Annotated in this window: 29 protein-coding genes; 14 read left to right on the top strand and 15 right to left on the bottom strand. The window is 46.4% G+C overall.

Translation table 11 applies throughout. The features are described from left to right. Window positions 1-8 precede the first annotated feature (8 nt). A complete protein-coding gene (locus AAC052_RS24915) occupies window positions 9-413 on the top strand; it encodes a DUF1761 domain-containing protein (RefSeq protein WP_317488073.1) in 405 nt (134 codons plus the stop codon). A 9-nt stretch (window positions 414-422) separates the two neighbouring features. Here the strand turns inward: AAC052_RS24915 and AAC052_RS24910 are convergent, their stop codons facing one another. The 3 genes from AAC052_RS24910 to AAC052_RS24900 all read right to left on the bottom strand — a co-directional run bounded on the left by AAC052_RS24910 (window position 423) and on the right by AAC052_RS24900 (window position 3,780). Then, the gene (locus AAC052_RS24910; RefSeq protein WP_317488072.1) at window positions 423-1,424 is read right to left on the bottom strand and encodes a PAS domain-containing protein; all 1,002 of its coding nucleotides are present in this window, start codon (window positions 1,422-1,424) and stop codon (window positions 423-425) included. A 104-nt stretch (window positions 1,425-1,528) separates the two neighbouring features. After that, a complete protein-coding gene (locus AAC052_RS24905) occupies window positions 1,529-2,158 on the bottom strand; it encodes an NUDIX hydrolase N-terminal domain-containing protein (RefSeq protein WP_339815918.1) in 630 nt (209 codons plus the stop codon). Beyond that, the gene (locus AAC052_RS24900) at window positions 2,152-3,780 is read right to left on the bottom strand and encodes a serine hydrolase domain-containing protein (protein WP_339815917.1); all 1,629 of its coding nucleotides are present in this window, start codon (window positions 3,778-3,780) and stop codon (window positions 2,152-2,154) included. Before AAC052_RS24900 ends, AAC052_RS24905 begins: the two co-directional genes overlap by 7 nt. A 160-nt stretch (window positions 3,781-3,940) precedes the next feature. Here AAC052_RS24900 and AAC052_RS24895 point away from each other — a divergent pair, with 160 nt between their 5' ends. The 7 genes from AAC052_RS24895 (at window position 3,941) to AAC052_RS24865 (ending at window position 11,576) form a co-directional block, all read left to right on the top strand. Then, complete coding sequence (locus tag AAC052_RS24895) at window positions 3,941-5,035, top strand: ferredoxin--NADP reductase (protein WP_339815916.1); 1,095 nt, start codon at window positions 3,941-3,943, stop codon at window positions 5,033-5,035. Window positions 5,036-5,307: 272 nt separating this feature from the next. After that, window positions 5,308-7,080, top strand: a complete 1,773-nt coding sequence (locus tag AAC052_RS24890) for an alpha/beta hydrolase-fold protein (RefSeq protein ID WP_339815915.1) — start codon at window positions 5,308-5,310, stop codon at window positions 7,078-7,080. Between the two features lie 117 nt (window positions 7,081-7,197). Continuing rightward, on the top strand, window positions 7,198-7,608 hold the full coding sequence (locus AAC052_RS24885; RefSeq protein ID WP_317488067.1) for a DUF1761 domain-containing protein: 411 nt from the start codon (window positions 7,198-7,200) through the stop codon (window positions 7,606-7,608). A 73-nt stretch (window positions 7,609-7,681) separates the two neighbouring features. Then, a complete protein-coding gene (locus AAC052_RS24880; RefSeq protein ID WP_339815914.1) occupies window positions 7,682-8,602 on the top strand; it encodes a DM13 domain-containing protein in 921 nt (306 codons plus the stop codon). Between the two features lie 5 nt (window positions 8,603-8,607). Next, window positions 8,608-9,453: a transporter gene (locus tag AAC052_RS24875; protein WP_339815913.1), complete on the top strand. Its 846-nt coding sequence runs from the start codon at window positions 8,608-8,610 to the stop codon at window positions 9,451-9,453. 105 nt (window positions 9,454-9,558) lie between these two features. Then, entirely contained in the window at window positions 9,559-11,133 is a 1,575-nt protein-coding gene (locus tag AAC052_RS24870) for an OmpA family protein (protein WP_339815912.1), read from the top strand. A gap of 173 nt (window positions 11,134-11,306) precedes the next feature. Further along, a complete protein-coding gene (locus tag AAC052_RS24865) occupies window positions 11,307-11,576 on the top strand; it encodes a hypothetical protein (protein ID WP_339815911.1) in 270 nt (89 codons plus the stop codon). 73 nt (window positions 11,577-11,649) lie between these two features. On the opposite strand, the gene AAC052_RS24860 is transcribed toward AAC052_RS24865, so the two are convergent. Then, complete coding sequence (locus AAC052_RS24860) at window positions 11,650-11,907, bottom strand: thermonuclease family protein (RefSeq protein ID WP_339815910.1); 258 nt, start codon at window positions 11,905-11,907, stop codon at window positions 11,650-11,652. 144 nt (window positions 11,908-12,051) lie between these two features. Here AAC052_RS24860 and AAC052_RS24855 point away from each other — a divergent pair, with 144 nt between their 5' ends. Next, entirely contained in the window at window positions 12,052-12,255 is a 204-nt protein-coding gene (locus tag AAC052_RS24855; protein ID WP_339815944.1) for a type II toxin-antitoxin system HicA family toxin, read from the top strand. Beyond that, entirely contained in the window at window positions 12,252-12,587 is a 336-nt protein-coding gene (locus tag AAC052_RS24850) for a type II toxin-antitoxin system HicB family antitoxin (protein WP_151997852.1), read from the top strand. The genes AAC052_RS24855 and AAC052_RS24850 overlap by 4 nt, the downstream gene beginning before the upstream one ends. A gap of 266 nt (window positions 12,588-12,853) precedes the next feature. Here AAC052_RS24850 and AAC052_RS24845 read toward each other — a convergent pair whose 3' ends face one another. Then, window positions 12,854-13,387, bottom strand: a complete 534-nt coding sequence (locus tag AAC052_RS24845) for a hypothetical protein (RefSeq protein ID WP_317488058.1) — start codon at window positions 13,385-13,387, stop codon at window positions 12,854-12,856. 184 nt (window positions 13,388-13,571) lie between these two features. Beyond that, a complete protein-coding gene (locus AAC052_RS24840) occupies window positions 13,572-14,303 on the bottom strand; it encodes a hypothetical protein (RefSeq protein ID WP_339815908.1) in 732 nt (243 codons plus the stop codon). A 150-nt stretch (window positions 14,304-14,453) separates the two neighbouring features. On the opposite strand from AAC052_RS24840, the gene AAC052_RS24835 reads away from it, so the two are divergent. After that, the gene (locus AAC052_RS24835; RefSeq protein ID WP_339815907.1) at window positions 14,454-15,350 is read left to right on the top strand and encodes a helix-turn-helix transcriptional regulator; all 897 of its coding nucleotides are present in this window, start codon (window positions 14,454-14,456) and stop codon (window positions 15,348-15,350) included. A 271-nt stretch (window positions 15,351-15,621) separates the two neighbouring features. Here AAC052_RS24835 and mltA read toward each other — a convergent pair whose 3' ends face one another. The 7 genes from mltA to AAC052_RS24800 all read right to left on the bottom strand — a co-directional run bounded on the left by mltA (window position 15,622) and on the right by AAC052_RS24800 (window position 20,786). Then, window positions 15,622-16,770 carry a murein transglycosylase A gene (gene mltA / locus AAC052_RS24830; protein WP_339815905.1) on the bottom strand — a complete coding sequence of 383 codons (1,149 nt, stop codon included), beginning with the start codon at window positions 16,768-16,770 and terminating at the stop codon, window positions 15,622-15,624. Then, window positions 16,770-17,549, bottom strand: a complete 780-nt coding sequence (locus tag AAC052_RS24825) for a phosphatidylinositol-specific phospholipase C/glycerophosphodiester phosphodiesterase family protein (RefSeq protein WP_339815904.1) — start codon at window positions 17,547-17,549, stop codon at window positions 16,770-16,772. The genes mltA and AAC052_RS24825 overlap by 1 nt, the downstream gene beginning before the upstream one ends. Window positions 17,550-17,632: 83 nt before the next feature. Further along, a complete protein-coding gene (locus tag AAC052_RS24820) occupies window positions 17,633-17,788 on the bottom strand; it encodes an Arc family DNA-binding protein (RefSeq protein WP_151997859.1) in 156 nt (51 codons plus the stop codon). Window positions 17,789-17,794: 6 nt separating this feature from the next. Beyond that, complete coding sequence (locus tag AAC052_RS24815) at window positions 17,795-18,313, bottom strand: hypothetical protein (protein ID WP_339815903.1); 519 nt, start codon at window positions 18,311-18,313, stop codon at window positions 17,795-17,797. Further along, window positions 18,313-18,465: a DUF4177 domain-containing protein gene (locus AAC052_RS24810; protein WP_317488050.1), complete on the bottom strand. Its 153-nt coding sequence runs from the start codon at window positions 18,463-18,465 to the stop codon at window positions 18,313-18,315. Before AAC052_RS24810 ends, AAC052_RS24815 begins: the two co-directional genes overlap by 1 nt. Window positions 18,466-18,468: 3 nt before the next feature. Further along, the gene (locus AAC052_RS24805; protein ID WP_339815902.1) at window positions 18,469-19,323 is read right to left on the bottom strand and encodes an SPFH domain-containing protein; all 855 of its coding nucleotides are present in this window, start codon (window positions 19,321-19,323) and stop codon (window positions 18,469-18,471) included. Window positions 19,324-19,451: 128 nt separating this feature from the next. Next, window positions 19,452-20,786: a YfcC family protein gene (locus AAC052_RS24800; protein WP_339815901.1), complete on the bottom strand. Its 1,335-nt coding sequence runs from the start codon at window positions 20,784-20,786 to the stop codon at window positions 19,452-19,454. 154 nt (window positions 20,787-20,940) lie between these two features. Between AAC052_RS24800 and AAC052_RS24795 the strand changes: the two genes are divergently transcribed. The 3 genes from AAC052_RS24795 to AAC052_RS24785 all read left to right on the top strand — a co-directional run bounded on the left by AAC052_RS24795 (window position 20,941) and on the right by AAC052_RS24785 (window position 25,183). After that, the gene (locus AAC052_RS24795) at window positions 20,941-21,456 is read left to right on the top strand and encodes a hypothetical protein (protein ID WP_339815900.1); all 516 of its coding nucleotides are present in this window, start codon (window positions 20,941-20,943) and stop codon (window positions 21,454-21,456) included. 50 nt (window positions 21,457-21,506) lie between these two features. Next, window positions 21,507-23,867, top strand: a complete 2,361-nt coding sequence (locus AAC052_RS24790) for an ABC transporter permease (protein ID WP_339815899.1) — start codon at window positions 21,507-21,509, stop codon at window positions 23,865-23,867. A gap of 182 nt (window positions 23,868-24,049) precedes the next feature. Continuing rightward, window positions 24,050-25,183, top strand: a complete 1,134-nt coding sequence (locus AAC052_RS24785) for a sugar phosphate isomerase/epimerase (RefSeq protein ID WP_339815898.1) — start codon at window positions 24,050-24,052, stop codon at window positions 25,181-25,183. Between the two features lie 15 nt (window positions 25,184-25,198). Here the strand turns inward: AAC052_RS24785 and AAC052_RS24780 are convergent, their stop codons facing one another. Both AAC052_RS24780 and AAC052_RS24775 read right to left on the bottom strand, forming a co-directional pair. After that, window positions 25,199-25,561, bottom strand: coding sequence for a DUF5615 family PIN-like protein (locus AAC052_RS24780; protein WP_339815896.1), 363 nt, complete (start codon window positions 25,559-25,561; stop codon window positions 25,199-25,201). Beyond that, window positions 25,558-25,791 carry a DUF433 domain-containing protein gene (locus tag AAC052_RS24775; RefSeq protein WP_339815895.1) on the bottom strand — a complete coding sequence of 78 codons (234 nt, stop codon included), beginning with the start codon at window positions 25,789-25,791 and terminating at the stop codon, window positions 25,558-25,560. Before AAC052_RS24775 ends, AAC052_RS24780 begins: the two co-directional genes overlap by 4 nt. Between the last annotated feature and the right edge of the window lie 29 nt (window positions 25,792-25,820).

Here is a 25,820-nt window from a genome sequence, read left to right as displayed (position 1 = left end):
CTAATTTTATGGACATTTCTGCATTGAATTGGTTAGCAATTGTGGCAGCCACAGTCGTAACCTTTGTTGTTGGTTTTGTTTGGTACAATCCAAAAGTATTTGGTACAGCCTGGATGAAGGAGTCGGGCATGACCGAAGAGAAGGCGAAAAGCGGCAATATGGGTAAAGTGTTTGGTTCAGCTTTTGTTATGAGCTTTATCCTCATATTCAATATGGCCATGATGTTCGGAACCGAAATCGGAGCCACTGACGGCGCCTTGTACGGTTTTTTGACAGGTTTTGGCTTTGTTGCTATGGGCATTGGCGTTAATGCAATGTACGAGCAGAGATCCTTTAAGTATATTATTATCAATGGAGGTTATTGGATGGTGTCTCTGGCTATTTCCGGCTACATTCTTGGTACCTGGCATTGAGGCCATCCCTCAGTCTTCTTTTTGATAGAGATCGCCTGTTTTCTTCACTACGTCGTGAATAATTTCGTCGAGCTGCTTGCTCACCGTGTCGACCTTTCTCACGATGTCTAAATTTTGGGGGTCATTCATATTGCTCCAATCGAAGATATTCATCAAGCCCATAATAGTGGCCACCGGGCCTCTTATTTTGTGCGAATGCAACCAGGCGATCTCTGTCAATTGTTCGTTTTGAATTTCGAGGCGCTTTTGAGTTTCTATTGACTCTGTGATATTCCAAAACACTCCCTGAAGGCCTTCAATGCTCCCATCCCTTCCTTTGATCGGGATTTTGATTGTTTCAATATAGATGTGCTCTCCTGTTTTCAGATCAATATTAGGTTCAACTGAATGCAGGGCGATGCCGCCGGATATCACCTCCTTGTCATCTTTTTCATATTTGTCAGCAAGCTCCTTTGGGTACAGGTCATGGTTTGTTTTTCCCAGTAGCTCCGACTCTTCCATCTTTACATTTTGAACCAGGGTCTTATTTACATAGGTTATTTTTCCTTCCCTGTTTTTTCTCCATACGCTGATGGGTAGGTTATTAACCAGAGAATGATACAGGTCGTCGCTTTCATCTGAACTTTGTCTGCTTGTTTCGCCAGCTGTCTGCTTTTTTTGGATCGGGTCGTTGATTGGAACCTGGTAGGTTATATACCGAATGATCTCGCCATTTTCCGAGAGGTCGGGTACTATGGTGGTATCCAGCCAATAGTGCGTGCCTTCTTTCGATAAATTGCATATTTCCCCTTTCCAAATTTGACCTTTGCTGACGGTGTTCCACAAGTCTTTGTAGAAATCTTCACCGTGAGTTGCTGACTTCAGAATATTGTAAGGCCTCCCTATTAATTCGTTTCTCTCAAAGCCTGATATACGACAGAAGAAGTCGTTAACCGATGAGATAATACTTTCCGAGTCGGATACCGAAACGGCGCAGAATTTATCAAGAGATCTTTGGTAATAGTCGTCCATTTATTCCTAAAAAAAGAAAGTAATTGTATCAAAGCTCACTGAATATAGCGTAAATCTGACTCAATCTGAAATACGTTTGAGTCCACAACGATATTTGTTGTCATTTAGTCGAACAAGGTCTGTTGGTTGCTGGCTTGGGCGGCAATTGTGGCTAATTGATGTATTTCCTCGTAGGTGTTTCTTTCTTCCGACAGTGGTGGAAGTTCCTGCAACGAAAAGAACCCAACCTCCAGGGATTCATGCCCTTTTAGATCGAATGAGCCGCCTGTGGCAGTTCCCAGAAAGAAGAGCTTATACACATAGAAAGGCGATGGGGGATGTTGGTGCAGGGAGTTGTCAAAAACTGCCAGCAGTCTTTCAATTTTCACATCCAATCCTGTTTCTTCTCTTACCTCCTTCACTGCCACTGCCGACGGTGTGTAACCAACGTCGGCCCAGCCTCCGGGCAGCGCCCAGCGGCCGTCCGCTTTTTCTTTGATTAGCAAAATCTGGTCGTTCTTCAGCACTATAGTTCTAACATCCACTTTGGGCGTTATGTAGCTTTCTTCATTTGCATAGAGGTTCTGTATTCTCTCGATTGGCATGTCAGATATGCCTGCAATAAGCTGGTCTGCAATTGAAACAATCTCCTCGTATCGTTCCAGGTCGTACTCCGAGTTCCCAAAATTGATTCCTATCTGAGAAAGGGTTTTTATTCGGAGTAAGCTGCTAAGAAGGCTCGCCGGGTCTACCATGATTGCACCTTTCTAAAATGTAGCCTTCTCACCCTGCCGCCAAACACCTGAAAACCAGAAATGTCGTCCGCCGTGGTGGTAAACAGAACCCTGCCCAGAAACCACTCCCCGCCTGCAAACAAGTTGCCTGCAATGGGTCGCAACTCAACCGGGCCGTGTCTGAGGCTGCTCATAAAAAGCTGTTCATCTTCCATAACTACTTTATACATCATCTGGAGTTCATCGCTGAAATAGGTGCCAGTATAGTTGCCCAGCGGAAGGCTGCTCGCCGAGAGTTTTTCGAGTGGGGCACCACTGACAGACAACGTGCCGCCAACTTGCTTCAACTGTAGCGTGGGATCTTCGCTGGCGAAAAATTCTCCTTCTGAATCTGCCGCCACCATGGTGTACTCAAAAGCCCCATCGATCGATAATTTCATTGGGTTATCATCACTACCAAGTTCGTAAATGCGGGTGGGGGACGAGACATAAGCTCCTGCCAGGCGCTGATAATTATCCGAGAGTGGTGGTTCGTCAGTCTTTTCATCAGAAAGATGATAGTCATCCGTTAAAAAGACTTTTGCCACCTTTTCGGCATAGCCATATCTATCGAATCCGGCGTAGTTACTTAAAATGACCAGGCCAAAATCTTTTGTCGGGAAGCGCATAGTCATCGCTCTGAACCCTGCCCACGACCCTGTGTGGGTAATTACCGGCAGGTCACCCGACTCTTCGAACCAAACTCCATAAGCGTAGTGAATGCTGTCGCCATTGGTTAGCACACCTCTTTCATGGAGCCGATTAACCGCAAGGTTGTCTGCCGGGTTTTTCGATAGAAACATCAGCCACCTGGCCAGGTCTTCGACAGTCGACACCATGCTGGACGAGCCCATGGCAGTGGTGGTGTTGGCATAGCTGCCATAGTTGGCCGAATCGGCTTTGTAGTAGCTTTGGGCCCTGGCTGGAATAACGTTATGGATGTCGTGATTGAATCGGCTATTCTTCATCTCAAGCGGCTCAAAAACCACCTTTTCTATATGTGAATGAAACGGTTCCTCAGCTACCCTGCTCACCAATTCTGCCAGCAGTACATAACCTGTGTTGGTGTATGAATATTCGTCGCCTGGCTCGTAGTTGAGATCTTTTTGAGCAAAAGCCATCCGCAGTATTTGTTCGTAGGTAAGCTCATCCTCCATGCTCCAACCCGCCACCGCCAGCGTTTGTGGCCAGTCTCTAAGGCCGCTGGTGTGATGGATGAGCTGGTCGATGGTGACGTGGTGGGGAAAGTCATTCAATTCAGGAAAGTACATTTTTATGTCGTCGGTAAGTGACATCTTTCCCTTTTCCAGCAGCAGCGCCGCAGCATAGGCTGTAAACTGCTTGGAGACTGATGCTATGTCGAAGGTAGTTGATGTGGTGATGGGAACCTTGTTTTCGATATTGGCGAGGCCATAGCCTTTCTGAAAAACTATCTTGTCCCCCTGAAAAACAGCAACAGCGCAGCCTGGTGATGTGTCGTTCTGGAATTCTGCGAAAATGGCATCGAGCTCACTTTCGAACTTATTTAACTGTTGCGGGTTTTCAACGGGGGTGCAACAATAAAAAATGTAAACGAGCACTAAACCGAGAAAGGATTGTTTCATTATAAAGGGGGATTTAAGAGGAGAAGTAATGAAAAAAATACCACCTTTTAAAGTAGCGTTGATTTGATTGGTCGGGAACGGTTTTAGGATTAGTTTTGCAGCACTTAGCTCATCACATCTCCCATCAACTATTGTTTTAGAATTTTCAGCATTTGTAGCAATGGCATTTAGTTTTTTTAAGAAGTCGTCAAAAGAGAAAAAGAAGGATAACAGGTACCTGACACTTAAAGTCCATCAGGTTCGAAGGGAAACTAACGATGCGGTAAGTCTTGTTTTTGAAAACCCGGAAGGCGGGTTGAATTACCAGGCAGGGCAATTTGTAACGCTAATACTTACTATTGACGGGAAGAAGATTCGGAGGGCTTATTCTCTTTGCAGTAGTCCGTTTTTGGATGAGCTGCCAGCCGTTACCGTGAAGAAAGTGGAGGGAGGCAGCATGTCTACGAATGTCAATACTGTGACCAAGGCTGGTGATGAAATAGAAGTGATGGAGCCGATGGGGCATTTTGTGACCCCAATTGATGAAAATAAAAAACGCCATTTGGTGATGATTGGCGGGGGCAGCGGCATCACGCCGCTGATGTCCATAACAAAATCGGTTTTGTTCAAGGAAGCCCTATCCACAGTTTTGCTGGTCTACTGCAATCGTGACAAAGACTCGATCATTTTCAAGGCCGAGCTGGAGAAAATGAAGGCTACCTACGGGGAAAGGCTGAAGGTGGTTCACATATTGGAAAAACCGTCAGCTGACGTTGAAAGTCTTGAGGGCTTACTCACTGTTGAAAAAGTGGGGCAAATCCTAAGCAACGTACCTGGGTTTGATTACAGAGGAGCTGATTTTTTCACCTGCGGGCCAGCGCCAATGATGGATATCGCTGTCGACGGGCTTGTGAAACTGGGAGTCGCTGCTGACGCTATCAAAAGAGAAAGCTTTACCGCCGGAGAAACATCTCCTGCTGAGATTGTCGATCAATCCGGGCAAAGCTTGCCTGTTAAAATTATTCTCGACGGAGAAGAGCACACATTTGACGTTCCTTCGGGCAAAACGATTTTGGAGACGGGTCTTAGTCTCGATATTGACATGCCATATTCCTGCCAAAGTGGCTTGTGCACTGCGTGCCGGGGCAAATTGCTTTCGGGTGAAGTGAAGATGGATGAGGACGATGGCCTGTCAGCGTCTGAAAAAGGGGAAGGGTATGTTCTTTGCTGTGTGGGGCATCCTATCACAAGCGACGTTGTGATAGAAATAGGATAATTACCGATCATGGTTTAAAAAAAACCATTTATACCAATAGCCACCAGGGTTTTTCGTTGAAAAGTAAAGAAGACTGTGTTTTGCGATGTTACATTTTGACTATTTGGAGTCTAAAACATATTTTTCACCTTTCAAATAAAATTTAAGCCGATCAGCACTACGTTAAGAATAGAGGGCGTGTGGCTTTTCTTCTGACTTGTATAACGCTCACAGAAACCCCTTTGCACCTTTGAGATTTTAAGGCTACATTCCTACTAAGAAACCTTAACCGTATGCAATTGAAGCGCTGCCTGGATAATCTATCTCCTTTATTTCTACTCATTTTTGTTGTCGTTGTCGGCAGTTGCTCTAACAAAGAGAAACCCAATACTCCCCCACTCAAACCTGTGCTTAATTTTGGGATTTCTATTGACAAGAAATTCGCCGATGGGCCTTTTGACGGTAGAATATTGCTGGTCATTGCTAAGACCAACGACCCCGAACCACGCTTCCAAATCTCCGATGGGCCTTCATCTCAAATGATTTTTGGAATTACTGTGGATCAGCTTCAGGCTGGCAGTGAAGTTGTCATTGACTCGTCGGTCTTCGGGTATCCGATTCAAAGTATCAAGAACATCCCTCCCGGTGATTATTATATCCAGGGATTTTTGAATAAGTACACCACCTTCAATTTAGCCAACGGACATACCGTGAAGCTTCATATGGATCAGGGTGAAGGGCAGCAATGGGCCTCGTCACCGAAAAACCTTTTCAGCACACCTCAAAAGGTCACCATCAATCCCGCTACCGGAGGCAATTTCAAGATTTCACTGACCAATGAGATACCGCCCATTCCTGATCCGGTCGACACGAAATACATCAAGCATGTGAAGATTGAGAGTAAGCTACTGTCTGAGTTTTGGGGTAGGCCAATGTATTTAGGTGCTAATATTCTATTGCCTCATGACTGGGACAAGCAGCCCGATGCGAGGTATCCTCTGATGATATTTCATGGGCATTTCCCTTATACTTTTGGTGGGTTCAGTGAGACGCCTCCTGACCCTAATCTGAAGCCAGACTATAGCGAAAGGTTTAAAATAGAGGGATACAATAAGATTGTCCAGCAGGAGGCATACGATCTCTACAAACAGTGGACCGGGCCGAGATTTCCCCGGTATATTGCTATTGAAATTCAGCACCAGAATCCGTACTACGATGATTCCTATGCTGTGAACTCAGCCAATTTGGGGCCTTACGGCGATGCCATTACTTATGAGCTGCTTCCCTATATCGAAGAGCAGTTTAACGGGATTGGTGAGGGCTGGGGGCGGTTTTTGTATGGCGGCTCCACTGGCGGCTGGGAGGCGCTTGCTGCTCAGGTGTTTTACCCTGATGAGTACAACGGTTGCTTTGCCGCTTGCCCTGATCCTATCGACTTTCGTGCTTATACAGTAGTCAATTTGTATGAAGATGAGAACGCCTACTACCTTGATAATGATTACAATAAAACACCGAGACCCGGACACCGGGATTATCTGGGCCACGTGCAAAGCACCATTCAGGAGTCGAACCACAAAGAGCTCGTGATTGGAGGCAGGGAGAGCCGGTCGGGTGACCAGTGGGACATTTGGCAGGCAGTATATTCGCCGACGGGTGCCAATGGATATCCCCGCCCGATTTGGGACAAACTGACTGGCGTGATTGACAAAGAGGTGGCTAACTATTGGAAAGAGAATTATGACCTCAGCCATATCATGCAAAGGGACTGGGCTAAGATTGGCAAAAAGCTCGAAGGCAAAGTGCATATCTACTGTGGAGACATGGACAACTACTATCTGAACAACGCTGTTTATTTGGCGGAAGAGTTTCTGGAGAGCACCACCGACCCATATTATGGAGGCGAGGTAGACTATGGTGACCGGGCTGAGCACTGTTGGAACGGTGATCATGAAAACCCCAACTACATCAGCCGGCTGCGATACAACACAATGTACCTGCCCAAAATAAAGGAAAGGCTGCGTAAGACCAAGCCGAGAGGTTTCAGGCTTATTAACTGGGGTATCTGATTGGCCACTTCGGCTGGGCCGACCGTAAATTTTAACTCTGGTGTTACGCTGGCAGAATTGTATACTGCGTATAAGCTAATTTGTTATAAATTTGCCTAAATCAACAAACACCTATAAATGGACGTTATCTCCGAACTCAACTACATCGCTATTTTTTTTGCCGTTTTGATTGGCCAGAGTTTGGAGCTGCTGTGGTTTAGCAGAGGGCTTTTTGGGTATTTTTGGGCCAAAGACATTGGGCTTGGTGCTGAAGGGGTTGCTTCACGTGATAAAAAGTACGGTTTTTTGACCGGCTTGTTTTTGAGTATATGTACCTCATTTCTCTTGTCCATCCTTATTCATGCAGAGCATGGTACCAGTGCTTTTGAAGGGGTGCTCCTTGGACTTTTGGCTGCCGCCTTCGTGGCAGTGGCGCAAGCCATCAATTTTGTATACGAAACCCGCCCAATACGCTTCTACCTTATTTCTGTAGGATACTGCCTTGTGGCCTACCCGTTGATGGGGCTGGTGCTGGGCTATTGGATGTAAACTCCGCCTTTGTCCATTTCGAGACATTCTTGATTTAGCGTTCTTGGTATATTTAGACCTAAAACGAACAAGGATGTCATTGATCCAGCGCTTTATTGCATTCAGCACATTCTCCGCATTAATGATTTCGTGCATAGGCACCGATCTGGTTGAGGACACCGTGAGCAGCGTGGAAATTTTTTCGCCTCAGGCATTTCTTAGCGTCAATGAAAGCCTGCAGATGACCTCGAACGGCGTGAATGAATTCGGAGATCGATTCGATGTGCCCACTACGTGGCAGTCGTCTGACCCAACTGTGGCGACAGTTGACTTGAATGGGATCGTTTTTGGTGTTGCCAGGGGGCAGGTGACAATTACTGCCAGTTACGGGGGGCAGGTATCAAAAGGTCTGCAGCTCAATGTTATTGACTTGGCCAACGAGGTAGCCTACATTAAAATAACCGGTGAGGACATGAGGCTTGAGGCAGGTGAATCTGTCGACCTGAATGCTTTTGTCTACAATTCGGCTGACGTTACCATCGATGATATAGAGGTCACGTGGTCATCCACTGATCCCACTATCGCTTCTGTTGACAATGAGGGGCTGGTGTTGGGCGTGGCTGACGGCACCACAAACATTATTGCCTCAGCCGATGGCGTCAATAGTGAGCCTTACCAAATAATTGTCGGTGGAGAATTTGGTGTGCGAACCGGCAGCTTCATCGGCAAAGGTGGCTACAATGTAAGCGGCGATGTGAGGGTAAGTATCCTTGACAGCAATGCCTTGCAGGTAAGTTTACAAGATAATTTCAATTCCAATAATGGTCCTGGCTTGTTTGTCTACCTTTCTAATCAGGACAACTCGGTGGCCGGTGGAAAAGAACTGGCTGCGTTGGCCAGCACCACAGGGCCCAGCAGCTACCGGGCCGACGGCGTTGCTATAGACGACTACAAATATGTGATTATACTGTGCAAGCCATTCAACGTTGTATTCGGTTTGGCCGAGCTGAACTAATAGATATGAAACATTTCCTCTTGCTCATTACCGGACTTGCTTTGTCTGCCACTTCCCTGGCAGGCGGAGGTTGGACATCTAAAAAAGGACATGGCTACTTTAAGCTGGAAGAGCGTTGGATCATCGCCAACCAGTTTTTTGACAAGGAGGGCAATGTAGTGCCGATTACGACCTCTTCAATCTATCTCACCAACTTTTACGGAGAGTATGGCATAACGGATCGCATTGATATCATTGGTACCGTGCCGCTGATTGCCAGGAACGTCCTGAACGAGCGCCAGTTCACCCTGAGCGGCCGCACCGAACCCGGCGATGCAGTTACTTCACTGGGCGACATGCTGGTGGGCGCTAAATACGGTATCATTCAGGACAAGGCTTTTGTGCTGGCAGCTGGCGTCTATTTGGGACTGCCAACGGGTAATCCGGGCGGCGGAAACACCATGCTTTTGCAAACGGGAGACGGTGAATTTAATCAGCTAGTTAGGCTTGAAGGAGGAGTGTCGCTTTATCCATTGCCGGCTTATGCCACTTTTGGCGTGGGTTTCAACAATAGGACGAAGGGTTTCTCAGAAGAGTTTCATTACAATGCCGAGATTGGCTACACGATTAAAGAAAAGGTGCTCGTCTCTGCCATGATCAGAAGTGTTTCTTCCTTTTTCAATGGTGACGCCCCTGATGCCGTTAATGGTATTTTTTCTAACAACACAGAATACTTTGCCTATGGCCCCCAAGTTGCCTATTTGCACAAGGGAGGAAAAATGGGTGCAAGCTTGGCTGTTGATTATGCTTTATCAGGAAAAAATGTGCTGGCCCGACCTGCCTGGAGTGTGGGGATCTTTTTTAAGCCATAGAAGGCATTTGCTTTATACAATTGCATCTTCCAAAAAGTCAATAAAGTTTCCAGAGATTGGCTAAATGTCACACTATCATTATTTTGCAGCTTAATTGATAGTCAAATGAAGAAACCAGCCGCTCTACCGAGTATTTTTTTATGCATTATATTTCTTTCTATCGCCCATTTTGGGAAAGCACAAGAGGAGGACGAAGCACCAAAATTTGACCTCGAAAAACTAGGGAAAGAATTGAATACTGGCCACCACGAGTCCGGCCCAATTATTTCTCCTGATGGCAATACGCTTTATTGGGTGGTGTCTAACAGCCCTGAAAACACCTACGGAGAAGACGGTTCGCAGGACATTTGGTACTCGACCAGAGATGCAGATGGAAACTGGACGCAGGCTGTGCATGCCGGTCCCCCTTTCAATATCCATAAGTTCAACAAAGTGCTGGGAATTACCACAGATGGAAACACGCTCATGCTCAATGGCGGAGCCCGAAAGAACGAGCCTGGTTTTTCCATTGTGCGCAGGTCAGGAAATAGTTGGTCAACACCTACGCAGGTGAATATTCCCAACTACGACAGCATGAACAAAGGCTTGTTTTCGGGCAGCTTCATGAGCAACGACGCCAAAGTGGTAATCATGTATTTTACTGAAAGAGTAAAAGGCAAATACAGTGACCTGTACATCAGTTTTGATAAAGGTGGCAAGTGGACGCCACCTGCAAAAATGCCTGAGGGTATCAACACAGTATATGACGAATTTGGGCCGTTTCTGGCTGCCGATGGTGTGACACTTTATTTTGCCAGCAACCGCCCGGGTGGACTAGGCAGTACTGACATTTACATGGCCAAACGCCTGGATGACACCTGGATGAAATGGTCGAAACCGGTAAACCTGGGTGAACCGGTGAATACCAAAGGTTTTGATGCTTACTTCTCTATCAGTGGTGATGGGCAAAATGCTTTTACCACAAGGTCGTACACAACGCAGGATGGTGGAAGCCTCGATATTTTCGGTCTGGTGCCTGCCAAGCCCGAACCGGAGCCTGAGCCGGAACCAGAACCGGAGCCAATCATTGTGCTTACCGGCATTGTAATGTCAAGCAAAGACCGGACGCCAATTTCGGGTGCGGTGGTTGGCTACCAATCTGCCCAATCAGACGACGGGTTTGTGGAAAGCGGAGAAGGAGATGGTTTTTATGAAGTGGAGCTTCCTCATGATGGTAATTTCAAGCTGGAAGTAAAGGCAGAGGGATTTCTTTCAGCGAACGACGAGATTGATGTGGCGTATGACGGGTTGGAAAGGTACTACGACAAGCCCTTTTACCTTGATCCGATTGAAGTAGGTACTAAGGTGCGTTTGGAAAAGGTATTCTTTGATACTAACAAGACCATTTTACGTCCAGAGTCTTTTGAAGAGCTGGACAAGGTGGTAGATTTTATGAACGAGAACCCTGGCATTACCATCGAAATTGGCGGGCATACCGACGATGTGGGCAGCGACGACTACAACAAGAATTTGTCGCAGGGGAGGGCAGAGGCAGTGCGCCAGTATGTGGTAGACAATGGCATCGATCCCAACCGCATCACCGCCCTGGGCTACGGCGAAAGCCAGCCAGAGGTGCCAAACACCTCCGCAGAAAACCGTCAGACAAACAGGAGGGTGGAGTTCAAAGTGTTGGAGAACTGAGCAACTACCTATTTTTTTCTAAACTTTGAGAAGCGAGTCAAACGGATTGAAAATTCTATAATGGTTCTTCGGAGTTTCCCAACCGGATTGCACACTCTGAAGAGCGGGATTCCTAAGCGGGCTGAACCAGGGAAATAATAGGTTCCATCTATCGATATAGTTATCTTAATATCATGAAAAGAGACAACTCTACCACAGAAGACGAAATAGCCAGGATAATTTATGAAACTGACATTTACGAGAAGATCAGACTGGCGACGAAGCAAGCCAATTATAATGCTCGCCATCTGATATGGACGATATCAATTAACATCAATACTCACTACGGCAATTTCTTATCACAGTACAGAAATCCTAGCTCTGAGCGAACCAGGTTTCTGACAGACCATATTGAAAGTGAGCTAAACTACTACGTTATCGAAGCAGAAAATACTACTAAGTAGTCGGCTTCCGCCTCCCATGCCGCAAGTTTGCCGCCGGGTAACTTGCGGTATTTTTATTGAAGCTTGTAGCTTCCTACTTCCACGGCTTGGCAGCACCAATCTCCAGCAGGTAGTCGGAGAGGTTTTTGCCTTCGTGTATTACCTCAGCCAGATATCGAGCATAGCGATCCCTTCGTTCTTTCTGTGTTTGTAAAACTACTAGAGAACCTTCCGGGCAAAACTTCTTCGCTTTAGCCCTGGCACTTTTTGCTAATCGCAGTTGGTAGGGAACGTCAGCGGTAAGTTCCGGGGCGTTAATGCGGGCCAGGCGCACCTTCTCTTCTTTCTTCACATAGAAGCCCAGGTCTACTTCTACTAGAAGAATGTTCTTTCACTTTTCCAACACGTTAGGGTATAAAAACTTGCGATATGCAACTAAATATAGTTACTTTTGGTTGTGTCCAGAAAGGAAAAGCTTATTGCAAGATTTGTAAGCATGCCATCCGATTTTCATTATGATGAGATGGTAAAACTGCTTGGATACTTCGGCTTTGTAGAAGTTAAGAAGGGGAAAACGGCTGGATCAAGAGTAAAATTCGAAAATGGAGAAGGCGTTCCGATCATGCTTCACAAACCACACCCGAACGGTCTTATGAAGCAATACCAAATGCGACAAGTAAAAGAAATATTAGAGTTATGAAATACCTGGAATACAAAGGCTATACAGGCAGTATAGAGTACAGTCCTGAGGATAATTTGCTCTATGGTAAAGTGCTGGGAATTAATGGCCTAATCTCTTTTGAGGGGCAAACAGGTGCTGATCTTGAAAACGATTTTCACCAAGCGGTCGATGCTTATTTAGAGGATTGTAAATCAAATGGTGTCGAACCTGAGAGGCCATTTAAAGGTAGCTTCAATGTAAGAATTTCACCGTCGCTTCATCAAAAGGCAGCTTTATTGGCAAAGGAAGCGAAGGTGTCTTTGAACAATTTTATAGCAGAGGCTATTCGGTTAAGAGTACAGAAATCGTGAAGAAATTTCGACTTCCCAGAAAAGAAAAAAGTCCTTTAGGGGAAAGCTATTGCTGTATCCTGCAGATGAAAAAGGGAATTCGCCGCAAGTCTGAGCAGCTAAGCCATCCAATAGCAACGAACGCTGGTGCGAAACTGCGTCTAGTACCATTAGCCACAAAGAAAGAAGAGCTTGTACGGGGGCTTTTCACTTTCAAGGCTTGGCTGCACCAATTTCCACCAGAGGGTTAACTTAACGGGTTCGAGCCGCAGGGTCGCACCGGCGGCTTAGGAGATATTTTCTGTATCCTCCAATAGTATTTTGGACTTATTTTGCTGATAAATTTGGTTAATGCGTGGTTGTATAAACCATATGCCCACGTAGCCTGTCATCAAGAGTATCATCTCACCAACATGTTCTCCAAACGAGGTGCGTTTTCTTTTTTCAGCAGTTGTTAAGGCTTTTGAAGCAAAATAGTACAAGTAAACAAAGCTGAACAGCATGTAGAGGGGAATCAGCACTGCCCAGCCAAAGAAGCGAAGCTGATAGTCTAAAAGAATGGCTATTAGGGCAAATATTATGGCAAAGGCAAAGAGGTTAATAATGAGGAAGGTCTCACTTAATTGATACCGTCTTGGGATACAATTATTTAAAGCTCTCCCTAGTGTAAAAATCCACACAGTAAATGCCAGACCAACAAAAATGATTTTGACAAGTTGAATATTGGGGTCAAAATTAGGCACAAAGCCAGCTATCAAAGAAGGAATCGAAAGTGACAGAAAAATCTGATAGTGTTTAGCTTTTAATACGAACTCTTCCATTCGTTAGGAAATTAAATATTTACGAAGTCTCTAAGTTAAAAAAATACGTGACTTGAGTAGATAAATTCTATTCCCGCACCGAACCTTGTGGGATGACTTTGGCTGGTGCCACTAGCAACAAAAAGCCCTTACCACGCAGCAAGGGCTTTTTTGTTAAGCTTTGTCTCTCATTTTAAGCGAGTGATCAAACTGCTTCTTCGTTTGAAGGAAAGAAATCCTCACCCTTTTCATCCAGCACAGACTGGTATAGTGAAGCAAACGAGGCTTTGATCCACATCACTGCTGGGAATACGCCGACGAAGAAGCAGATAAACCCGAGGATGAAAATGAAGATGGACAGAAAGCCCAGACCGAAGATTTTCCAGCCGTGGCCCCTGGTCAGCTTCCAGCTAGTTTCCACTGCACTGATGGGGTCAAGACCCTTGTCCATTACCAGATAGGAGGAGAAGGCCAGCCTGCAGCCGACGATAATGCCAGGTATGATGAAAGCCACCATGGCCATGCCTACCAGGCCCACTATGAGCAGGTGATTGAGCACAATGGTCAGATAGTTATTAACGCCATTGATGAAATCCTTAAAGTTGAGCTTTTGTCGCCTTACCCCCTGCACAAAAATATAGTCGGCGCCGTAGTCGAATACCGGCATCACTAAAAAGAAGTGAGCGGCAGCAAGGAACTCAGCGAATATGATGCCTGGGGTTAGACCTCGTTCGAAGTCGAGACTGAAAAGTGATTTGACGAAATTGCCTTCACCGGTAAGGCCACGGCCAAAGAGTTCCATCAATCCGTCCAGCAAGCTGAGCAGAATGATGATAAGAAAGAAATAAAGGAAGTTGGCCTTCATCGTTTCCCAGCCTGAGGACAAAGCCTTTCCTACGCCGGGAGTTGTTGTTGTAAAATCATTTGAGTTTGACATTGAGATATAATTTTGTTGATGACTCAAATGTAGGGGGAGTGGTCGCCATCCTTTAACTACCAAAGTAGTGTTTTTACTTTCACTACTTTAGTATTGAAGCTACTTTGGTAGTGGTGTCTACTTTAGCCAAAGTAACCGACGAACTATTTGATGACTGTAGAAGGACTGGTTTTCTGGATAAGCTTTATTTTTTGCCTGGCGCTAGCGGCTGGAGGCATTATGGTGATTTTCAGATTCACCAAACTAAAGGCACTGCCAGCTTTCCAACACCTGCAGTATTTTTTGATTTTGTTGTACACCTTTGGTTTCTACAGCCTTTGGAGTGAGTCGTTTATTGCCTTTATGCCTTTTGCAGAACAGGTAAAACCTTTTTCAAAGGTGCTGACTGTGCTGGGCATTCCGTTTATCGCCTTCAGTGCGGCGCAGCAAATGTACTGGAGCAAACAAGTCACGCTAAAAAGCACACATTGGGTCGTTATTCCTTCCCTGGCAGTTATCGTTAGCATTGTTGTAATCACTCAATACTATGCGTTGGAATGGACAGTGCTCACGTCGTTACCCAACGTTTATGCGGTGTTTGGCTTTGTTGCATCGGCTTTCTGTGGAACGCTGTTTCTCACTCAGAAAACGACCCTCCTGTTGACCAGAGATCGCCTGGCACTTACTGCGGCACTTTTTGCCCTCGCCATTTTTTATGGTTTTGAGTACATGACATCCACCGTTAATGTCATGCTTCAGGCCCTCAGCCACTTCGTCTTCTTCCTGCTCAACACTTTCATTGCCGTTTACTTCGTGTATACCATTAAGTATGAAGCTGCCAAAGAAATCGAGGCTCCGTCAGCGGAAGCGTTTATTGCCAGGTTCGCTCTCACAGCCCGTGAATCCGAAATTGTCAGGGAGATATACAGTGGCAAGACCAACCAGGAGATAGCCGATACGCTGTTTGTGACGTTGCAGACAATAAAAGACCACACCTCGAGGATCTACCAAAAGACCGATGTGAAGAGCCGGGCTCAGCTGATCAGGCTGATGCGTGATTTTGTCTAATCATACCTTGACAGATTAAGTACCGTGTGATTTTTCTCCTGATTTACCCCTGCCCTAAAGGGAGTCAGGAGAAAAATTTGTCTGTTTCCTTTAGGTTCAGGGCGAAAACAGGCAGATTTTTCGAATGTGTCAAAGTAGACTTAACTTGTTTTTATTCCCTGTTGCTCTGTCGCAAAGACTACAAAAGTTTGTAAGGGAGCTTGAAAGTTAGTGTATCTCCAAGCTTAGTATGAGAGCTAACAGCAGCACCTTTGGCGAAACTTTTGTAGTCTCATTCTGCTAAAATCAGCCACAAATTCCCATAATGATGCATGGCACTGGCTTTTTTGAGCGCTTCATCGCCCACACCCATATACACATCTACATGGCCGGGGCCTTTAATGGCACCGCCTTTGTCCTGGGCTGTCACTATGGTAAAGTCATGTCTAAGCAGCTTGCCGCTTTCGTCCAGCACTGGCAAGTGGGCCAGCAAAACAGCGCCCAGCGGAATAAACTGCGTGTCCACCGCAATGGAATGCTCCGGGGTAAGAGGGAAGCCATAGGCCCCTTTTGGCTCTTCTTTGACGGGCGCCAGGAAAGTGTAAGACTGGTTTTTGTAAAGAATAGTCTCAAGGCTGTCGGGGTTTTGTACAAACCAATTCCTGATACTCTGCAACGAAATGTCGCTTTCTGAAATGTGTCTCTGTGCAATCATGTACTTGCCAAGGCTGGAATAGGGTAGCCCGTTTTGTCCATTAAAAGCCAAAAACTGTAGTGAGCCGTCGGAAAAGGCCGCATAACCAGAGCCCTGCACTTGCAGGAAGTAATTTTCGAGAAGACTGGATGTCCAGGCGACTTCAAGGCCTTTGTTTTTCAAAGCACCCTGTCCGTCTATCTGCTTTCGGGTAAGGGGCTTTTGGCCGGATTCCGAAGGCTTTTTGTAAATCGGGTATTTGTATTTCTCTGTGGCTACTGGGCTGGCGTCCAAAACAGGGGTAAAGTAGGCCGTAAAGTGCACGTTGCCTTTGCCGTCCTCACCTTTGATCTGATACAGACTGAATGAGGAAGCAGTTGTTGGGTTTTCAATGGATTGGATCAGTGCCCGCAACGTATTTCGAAGCTTTTCGTTGGTCGGTTTCAGGTTTTCGAGGTTGTACTTTTGATCGGGATCCTTCAAAAAGAGGTATCGGTATTGGTTTTTTAAAGACACGATCAGGGCCGAGTCGTTATGCTCAAGTGCCTGCCGAAACCCTTCCGAACTTTCTTTCTTAGTGTAAAGCAAAGGCAACGTGGCAGCTGTAATGTCTTTTCCGTTTCCCTCGAAATCGTATCCGTGACCAATAGCAGTTGGCTTTGTTTGGCCGCTGGCCACAAACGGGCCGAAATTGAGGCTAAGAAAAGTGAGGCCGACAAAAGTTAGCCCTGGCAATTTTGACGTCATTATTTCGACAGTAGAAAGGTTTTTAGTTCCGTTAAATTGTCAGCGTTAAGCAAATCAACACCGTTGTTAAGCAACACCTGCCATGAGGCCGGATCATCAGGTGTAGCCCAAAGCCTTAGTTTTTTCCCTTCCTTGTGGGCTGCATCGCCCAGCTGCCTGATCTTAAGCCTGATGTCGAACGGAATTTCACCATTGCCGTTCCAGAAACCAAGCGACTTGAAGGAGGTGCTTACTACAGGCATTTTATCAGCAGTTATGCCCTGGCCAAGATCGTTGGGCCGGCCATCGAGGCTGACCAGGTTCTCTGGGTCGTTCAATATTGCGCTAATAGGCCTTTCTCCGGAAATGAAGATCGTTAATGGGCCATCCTGCGTTTTTGTTTTGAGCAGATGCTTGTACGGCTGCAACTGTTCAATGAGCTTGGCGTAGGTGCCTTCGGCGTCGTTTTTAAAGTCGATCATGAGGTAAAATGATCCACCATAGCCCGGATACACCTGCCCATTATTGGCCCTGACAACCTCATCAAGTGGCTGGAGGTAGAGTTCTTTTAGCGTTCTGGCGTTCTTTGTTGAAGCAGGCTTGTTATGCGCCACATAGAGCTCGTCTTTGATAAGAAAAATGTCGGCTTCCACACTGGTGAAACCGTTCGAAAGTGCATCGAAGAGCGGCCTGTCATGCTCGTAGTCGTTGTGGGCGTGGGCATTGGGCAGGGGAATTACCTGGGCAAAAGATAGGGTAGATGCAAGAATGGCTTGAGTGAGAAGAAGTGCAACTTTCATAGCGTAAAAATAATGAATTGTCAGATGCCAAATAGGCCATGAATTAGCCGGAAAGCAAGGCTAACGAGCTATGTTAAGAAAGTTTAATCCTTCTTTCCCCTTCCCGAATCTTTCAGGGCTTTGTTGATGATCCATTCTATCTGCCCGTTGGTGCTGCGAAATTCGTCAGCAGCCCACTTCTCAATAGATTTGAGCATCTCTTCGTCAATTCGAATCACAAATGCTTTTTTCTTCCCCATCACAAATTATTTCCCGTTCAGCTTAAATTCTTCCAAAGCATTGAGTATCTCGTCAGGCATGTTGGTTGACAGCAAAATGGTTTTTCCATTGGTAAGCTTCAATTCTACAAAATATTTCCTTGCCATCATGTACGATGCCTTTTTCGTGAAGGGATTGTAGTGCATGCGGCTTTTTCTCATTTTTTGAAACCATTTAGCTTTTTCCACCCGAAAGCTGTCTATTTCTTCGGGAGTAATTTCTTTCCACTTGACGAACGGAGGCATCCTGAAGCGAAACCTGTACTTGCTGATGTCGATTTCGAGTCGCTGGCTGGCCACTAAACTGAACACCAACACAGTGAAAACAAAAGCCCCCGATGCGACGAGCAGATATTTTACCGTAATGTCATTTCCATCACCACCGGTTGCTTTCAGAGCTTCCTGATAAGTCAAAACAAGCGGGCCAACAATTGCGCCAATAGACGTGAGGGCCAAAAATATAAGCAGCCCCCGGTCTATTCTTTGCGTTTCTCTAAACTCCGTCATTACCGTATCCTTTCGAGCAAAACCACATACCCTCCGTGGTCATTGGTAAAATTGACCACTCTCCAACCGCTAGCCGCCATTTCATTCAACTTTTTTTCAAACTTCGCCAGGCTCTCAAAGCCGCCTTTTTGTAGGAATTTATATTTTTCCATGGCTTAGTGATTTAAGGTTCCTGTGTTGATGACCGGACTGGTGTCTTTGTCGGAACAAAGCACAACCATGAGGTTGCTGACCATTGCCGCCTTTTTGTCTTCGTCCAGGTCGATGATCTGCTTTTTCGAAAGTTCTGCGAGTGCCGCTTCTACCATGCCCACAGCTCCTTCCACAATTTTGAATCTGGCAGCAACAATGGCTGTCGCTTGTTGGCGCTTTAGCATCGCCTGGGCAATTTCTTCGGCATAGGCAAGGTAGCCAATTCTCGCTTCGAGTACTTCAATGCCTGCGATGTCAAGTCTTTCTTCCAGCTCTTTTTCGAGGTTGTGATTCACTTCTTCAAGGCCTGACCTTAGCGAAACTTCCTCTTCGTGGTCGTCGAAATTGTCGTAAGGATAGCGACCGGCCAGCTTTCTAACAGCTGCATCTGTTTGCACCCGAACGAAGCTCACATAATCATCTACCTCAAAGGCAGCTTTGAAAGTTTCTTTCACTTTCCAAACAAGGATCACGCTGATCATCACAGGGTTGCCCAGCTTGTCGTTCACTTTCAGTCTTTCGCTGTCGAAGTTGCGGGCACGCAGAGAAATTTTCTGCTTTTGATACAGTGGGTTAACAAAGAAGAAACCATTGTTCTTCACCGTACCCTTGTATTCACCAAACAGGGTAAGCACTCTCGACTCATTGGGGTTCACAAAAAAGAAACCGGGAGTCATCACAATAGCCAGCACGACAAAAATGGCTGACAAAGGCATACGGGCTACAGCCAGCCCAAGAATGCCGCCGATGAGAAAAATCAGGAATAATGCGATCATAGGATAGCCGGATGTAGGTTTGTTAATCTTTTCAGTGTCCATATCAGAATGATTTAATATGATATTAATTTGATATCAATATACGACAAAAATTTGGAATGGTTACAGTCAGGCAAAATAATTATTGAGAAGTGAACGAAACTAAGGGCTGGTAAATCAGCCCCGAAAGGCTAAATATTGAACAGCAGGGCCGTTATTAGGGCAGTAGCAGCCACACCAAAAATTGTCAGCAGAGCCTTCCAGATAAATCTGAACCAGTCGTCGTAAGCGACACCGGCAGCAGCAATCACTGCCATGAGTGTGCCGTTGGTGGGGGTGATCAGGTCGGTGAGGCTGGCACCATACTGGTAGGCCAACACCACAATTTGGCGTGACATGCCCGTGAGATCAGCAATGGGTGCCAGTAGTGGCATGGTAAGCATGGCCTGCCCGGAAGTGCTGGGAACAGGAATGTGTATGATGACGTGAGAGATCATCATGCCCACAGCTGTGATCATTTGTGGGAGGCCATCCAGCGGCGAGAACAGGGCATGTACGATGGTATCGACGATCATACCCTCCTGCATAATCAGAAAAATGGCCCTGGCAAATCCTACTACCACACAGGCGAATACCATGTCTCGGAAGCCGTTAGTATAGGCTTCCCCGGTACCGTTGAACCCCAATTTTCCAATGACACCAGCGGTAATTCCCAGGGCAAAAAATGGGGCGGCCATTTGCAGAAAATCCCATTCCAGCGTCACGGCCCCATAGATCATGACCCCAAAGGTTACCAACAGAAGGGACAAGATAGCCACAGACCTTGTCGACAACCTGGGAGATGGAGACGCCGGGTTCATTGTGCTGCCTGCTTTTGATTTCCCATATTTCAGCACAAAGAAAATCCAAATGGCCAGAGCGATGGCAGTAAAAGCGATGCGGAACAGGCTATCGGAAAACGGTTCTACGCCGGCTACCTTTTGGGCAATTAGCACTACAAATGGATTGGACGGGCCAAAGGATCCGCCAATATTGGCGCTCCCGAAGCTTATCGCCACAGCGGCCTCTTTGGTGTAACCGGTTTTGGCGGTGAGCAATAATACGATGGGCATCATGGCGATCACTTCTTCTGCAAGGCCATTCAGCACGCCTCCAATACAAAAAACAATACCAACGAATACCATCAGGGCCATTTCGGCACTCTTAAATTTAGTCACCAGCCAGCCCAGGGCTTCATTGAAGGCTCCTGTTTTTTCAATCACATAAAAGCAGCCACCTAAAATAAGAATGAAAGCAATGACGTCGGCGCTGCTCACAATGCCTTTGGGGATGGCCACCAGCATATCGAAAAAAGTAACAGGTTGATTTTCGATGGTATGATAACTTCCCTGTACCACCACGTCCCTTCCAGTGGCTTCGTCCGGCACCCTATCGTATTGCCCTGCCGGAACGACCCAGGTCATGACCGTGGCCAGGGCAATGAAGAGGAGCATGATCATGATAGGATGCGGGAAGTTACGCTTCATGGGTCGGTCGTTAGCAACCTTCAATATAAGAATTAGCAAATAAGAAATAGGAGTTGCTGAGATCACTTTGGCCGTTCTTTACTTGCCCTGGTAAAGTTTCCGCCGGAATAGGCATTTCGGATAGCTGTTTTACCTTTGCAGTCAAATAGTAACTATGAACCTGCCTCGGATCAAGCCATTTGCCTACAAAACCGCCGAACAATATTATTTCAGGCTTTCTCTGATTTTCTACGTGCTTGCGGCGGCTCCCATGGTGCCTTTTATCATCGTTTATCTTCAAATGCAAGAGGGAGCAGTGACGCCTCCTTTTGGGAGTGAACTTAATTCGACGATTACAGCCATACTGGCCGTGCTTGCTTTTGGCAACGTGGTACTGGGCATGCGGCTTTACAAACAGGAAATTCAGCCTCTGAAGTCACTGACCTCACTTCGTGACAGGCTTGACCTGTTTCTCCATGCTTCGATTGTTCAGTATAGCTGCATGGAAGCAGCCACCATCATGGCAGTGGCTGGCCTCTACCTTACCCGTATGACATTTTTTGTGCTGCTTTACCTGGGTATGCTGATCATTTTTGCGCAGGTTCGGCCGGAAATGCGACGGATCAGCAAGCAGCTTAAAATGACAAAAGAAGAAGAGGATATCGTTTATCAAAAAAAGGAAATCGACTGAGCTGTAACCACAGGTAGAAAATTGAGTAACCACCGAAACTCAATCCTGTCATGGTCAAAAACTACTTCACTATCGCATTGCGGGTTCTTCGCAGAGACCGGCTCTTTTCCATTGTCAACATTCTCGGCCTTTCTGTCGGACTGACAACTGTGCTTTTCATCTTTTTGTGGGTAAAAGATGAGATCTCCTTTGATAAGTTCCATGAAGAGATCGAAAACATCTACTACGTGTATGAGCATCAGGAATACTCTAACGGCCAGAGTTTTTACTCCTACGTCACTCCCGGGCCACTAGCGCCAGCCTTGCTGGAGAGGTATTCTGAAATAGAGGGGGCAGTACGTTTTACCTGGGCCAACTTTACCGTCAAAGTCGGAGATGTGCTGGTGAATGAAGATCAGGTATACATGACTGATCAGAGCTTCTTTGATGTTTTCTCCTTTCGGGTTTTGAGAGGAAAAAGGGAAACGCTTCTCACCGATCCGTCTTCTATCGTTATTACCAGAGACTTGGCCATCAAATATTTTGGTAGCGACTGGGAGCAGCAAGATGTGGTCGGACAGGCGATCCGTCTCGACGACAAGTGGAATGTGGCTGTAAGTGGCGTGGTAGAAAACCCTCCCCGACAGTCGGGTTTGCAGTTTCATGCTGTCGTGCCTTTTCATTTTCTTGCCGACCGGTGGGGCAGTTGGATTGAAACAGATTGGGGCTCCAATGCCCTGCGAACTTATGTGAAGCTAGCCAATGGAGCCAATGCGGAGGCGCTCGCCGATGCATTAAGGTATGAGGTAGAAACACACAACGAGGGGTCTAACGTGGAGTTATTTCTTCTGCCTTTTGCGGAGCTGCATCTCACAGCGCTCAATGGCAAGAACGACCCCAAAACCTACTTGAGAATATTTGTGGTCGCAGCCATTTTCATCCTGCTCATTGCCTGTATCAACTTCACCAACCTGGCTACAGCCAGAGCAATGAAAAGAGCGAAGGAAATAGGGGTGAGGAAGTCTATTGGCGCTATGAGAAACCAGCTGATCGGGCAGTACCTGATGGAGTCACTGGTGCTGGCATTGGTTTCTTCCATTGTGGCCGTTGGCCTGGCTGCTGTGCTGTTGCCCTGGTTCAATCAGGCATCGGGCAAGCAGCTACTTTGGACGGACGTGGACGCTATATTTGTTGCCGGTCTGGCCATCATTGTCGGCTTTACTGGCATTTTCGCTGGTATCTATCCAGCTTTTTATCTCTCATCGTTCAAACCTGTGGAAGTGTTGAAAGGCACCGTGAAATTGCAGGGAGGTCTTTTTCGTAAGGCGTTGGTCATCCTTCAGTTTACCCTGTCAACAGTGCTTATTCTTTCCACGGTGGTGGTGAATAGACAACTCTCTTTTATGAAGAGCAAAGACCTTGGCTACAAACTGGAGAATGTCATTTACCTCGAAATGAAAGGCGACCCTCAGCCAGGCTATAAGGCGTTGCAGGCAAATGCTAATCGTTTTCCCGAAATTTTGAGCCTCACTGTCGCCGATCAGGTGCCTATCAATGGGGGATATTCCACCTCCAATATGGACTGGGAAGGGAAGGATCCTGAATCAGATGTTAACGTCTATTTCATTAATACTGGCTACGACTACCTTCAAACGCTGGGCATTGACCTGGCGGCCGGGCGTACACATTCGAGGGAGTTTTCCACTGACACAATGAATGTGGTGATCAACGAAGCCATGGCTGAATTAATTGGCAGATCTCCAGACGAACTTGTGGGAGAAAGGTTCAGGTTATGGAAAAACGAAGGAAAAATCATTGGTGTGGCAAAGAACTATCATTTTGAAAAAATGAATGCTAAAATTAGCCCGCAGGTTATTTCATTGAGCCCGAGAAGAAGTAACAACGTGATGGTGAGAATATCAGGCGCCAATTTGCAGCAGTCGCTGGCAAGTGTGCGAACCATTTGGGAAGAGGCAGTACCTGACCAGCCTTTCGACTACTCGTTTATGGATCAGGAGTTTAATGAGGTCTACGAAAAAGAGACCCAGGTGAGTCAGCTATTTACATCATTCTCTGTCATTGCCATTTTGATCTCCTGTATCGGGTTGTTTGGACTGGCATCTTTTGTGGCCGCCCAAATGAGAAGAGAAATCGGTTTGAGAAAAGTACTGGGAGCTACCATGCAGCAGATCGTTTTTGCGTTTTCGAAAAGATTTCTTGGCTGGGTCATAGTGGCCAATATCATTGGTCTGCCGGTGGGCTATTGGCTAATGAATTTATGGTTGGAAGAATATGCCTATCGCATCACAGTTCAGCCGACCATGTTAGCGGCAGTGGCATTGCTTACCCTTGGCATTACGCTCACCACCATTTTGCACCAGTCGATCAGCAGCGCTGCAACGAATCCGGCAGACGTGCTGAGGCATGAATGATCAACCGCTGCGGGAGGATGTCTTTTGATTTATTGGCTTGTTGGTTACTTTAGCCATCGTTCGTTTTTTTTGAAAACGAAATGTCACACTGAGCCTGTCGAAGTGTTTAGGGGAACCGTCTTCGACAGGCTCAGACTGACATTCAGTATGCTGACAAATCTGTTAACCAATAACTCCACCCAATGAACAATCAACTCTGGTTTATGACCTCCGCCTTCGATTACCTGAAGCTGGAGGAGATCATTGACAAGGCTAAAGAAGTAGGCGTGCAGGGGCTCGACCTTTGCGTATTCAGAAGAGACGGCACCAGGCAAGACCATGTAGCTACCCACCTGGATTACGAGGACTTCAGCCCGGCAGAAGCCAGTCGCATCATCGACTTATTCAATAGCCATCATTTGAAATTGTCGATTGGAGCTTTCGAAAACCTGATAGGCGGAGACGAAGCGGAGCGGATAAGAAACCAAAACCACCTGCTCAAACTGATCCGCATTGCCCACTTGCTGGGCGGCGATGAAAACGATGTGAAGGTGGGCACCTTCGTTGGCTACAACCATGAGATGGGCAATACGGAAGGCGGCTTCCAGAAGAATCTCGATGAGTACGCCCGCATTTTCTCACCGATTGTGAAATATGCTGAAGACCTGGGAGTAACCATCCTGTACGAAAACTGTCCCATGGAAGGCTGGAGGTCAGAAGGCTTCACCGGCACTTTCAACAACCTGCCGGGGGTACTCGCTGCCCGCAAGCTCATGTATGAATTGATTCCCAGCAAGGCACATGGTGAAATCTACGACCCGTCCCACGACGTTTGGCAGAATATTGACCCCGCAGAAGTAATCAAAGCCATGGACGTCACCCGCCTTCATCGCATCCATGTGAAAGCCACCAAAAATCTTGATAACACGACCCGTACGCACTGGGGGGCGATGTATCCGATGCAGTCGGTGAACAAAGACCTGGCAGCCAAAGCAGGCATACCCATTGCAGCCCACAGCTGGGATCGACATAATTACGAAGCCATGATGCCGGGCTTTGGCGGATCGGACTCGATGGACTGGAGAAAGTTTGTCGATGTGCTGAACGGCAGAGGTTTCAATGGCCCCTATGAGATGGAAAATGAGGCTAAGCTTTCTAAAGGTACTGGAAATGAAGGGGCGATTATGCAGGGCTATAAGGCAAGCTTGCTGTTTTTGGCACCTATGCTGTGGCCGCTTAGCGATGCAGGCTATTCTTATGATCAAAGCAAGAGCACCCCGTTAAAGCAGTTAGAAAGGAAGGATTTGAAGGTTGTGGAGATGAGAGAACTGAGGTAAGCTTAAGTTAACCAGTTATTTGGTAACGCTAAGAAGGCCATTGCCGTAAATCTCAATCATAAGCACTGGTATCTGTTGATCTAGATCGTGAAAATAGTCCATGTGTTTTTCGATGATGTTCATAAGCTCAGCGTTAGAAACATTGCCCAGATTTATCTTAATCAACTTTCTAGGTTTGTTCGAAACGAGAAAACTATTTCTAAAATCCTGATCCTTTGAAATCAAAATAAGATTATTGTCATCAGCGAAGTCCGCAATCGCCTGATCTTTTGAATGCCACCGATCCAAAATGAAATTGACGTGTTCTGAACTATAGCCAAGTTCCTGGATTCGTTTGGAAATTTTTATCGAAATGTGGACATCACAAAGAAACTTCATCCGTTTTCCTGCTGAATCGTTTCTCCAGAAACCGAAAGCCTGGCGAAGTTCAGAGCTGCTTGTATGTCTTCTTTTTCTAGTTCCGGGTGATCGGAAATAATCTCTTCGGTAGACATCCCTGCACTAAGCATATCAAGAATGACTTCAACAGGCCATCGCATACCTCTTATCACAGGCTTTCCGTGACAGATAGTCGGATCAATCGTTATCCTACCAGATGAGTTATTCATTATTGTGAAAATACGAAGATTTTACCAAA

This window comes from uncultured Imperialibacter sp., from assembly GCF_963974565.1.
Lineage (GTDB): Bacteria > Bacteroidota > Bacteroidia > Cytophagales > Cyclobacteriaceae > Imperialibacter > Imperialibacter roseus.
The sequence above is the reverse complement of the archived record's forward strand: the minus strand, read 5'-3'. Positions and strand labels throughout refer to the sequence as shown.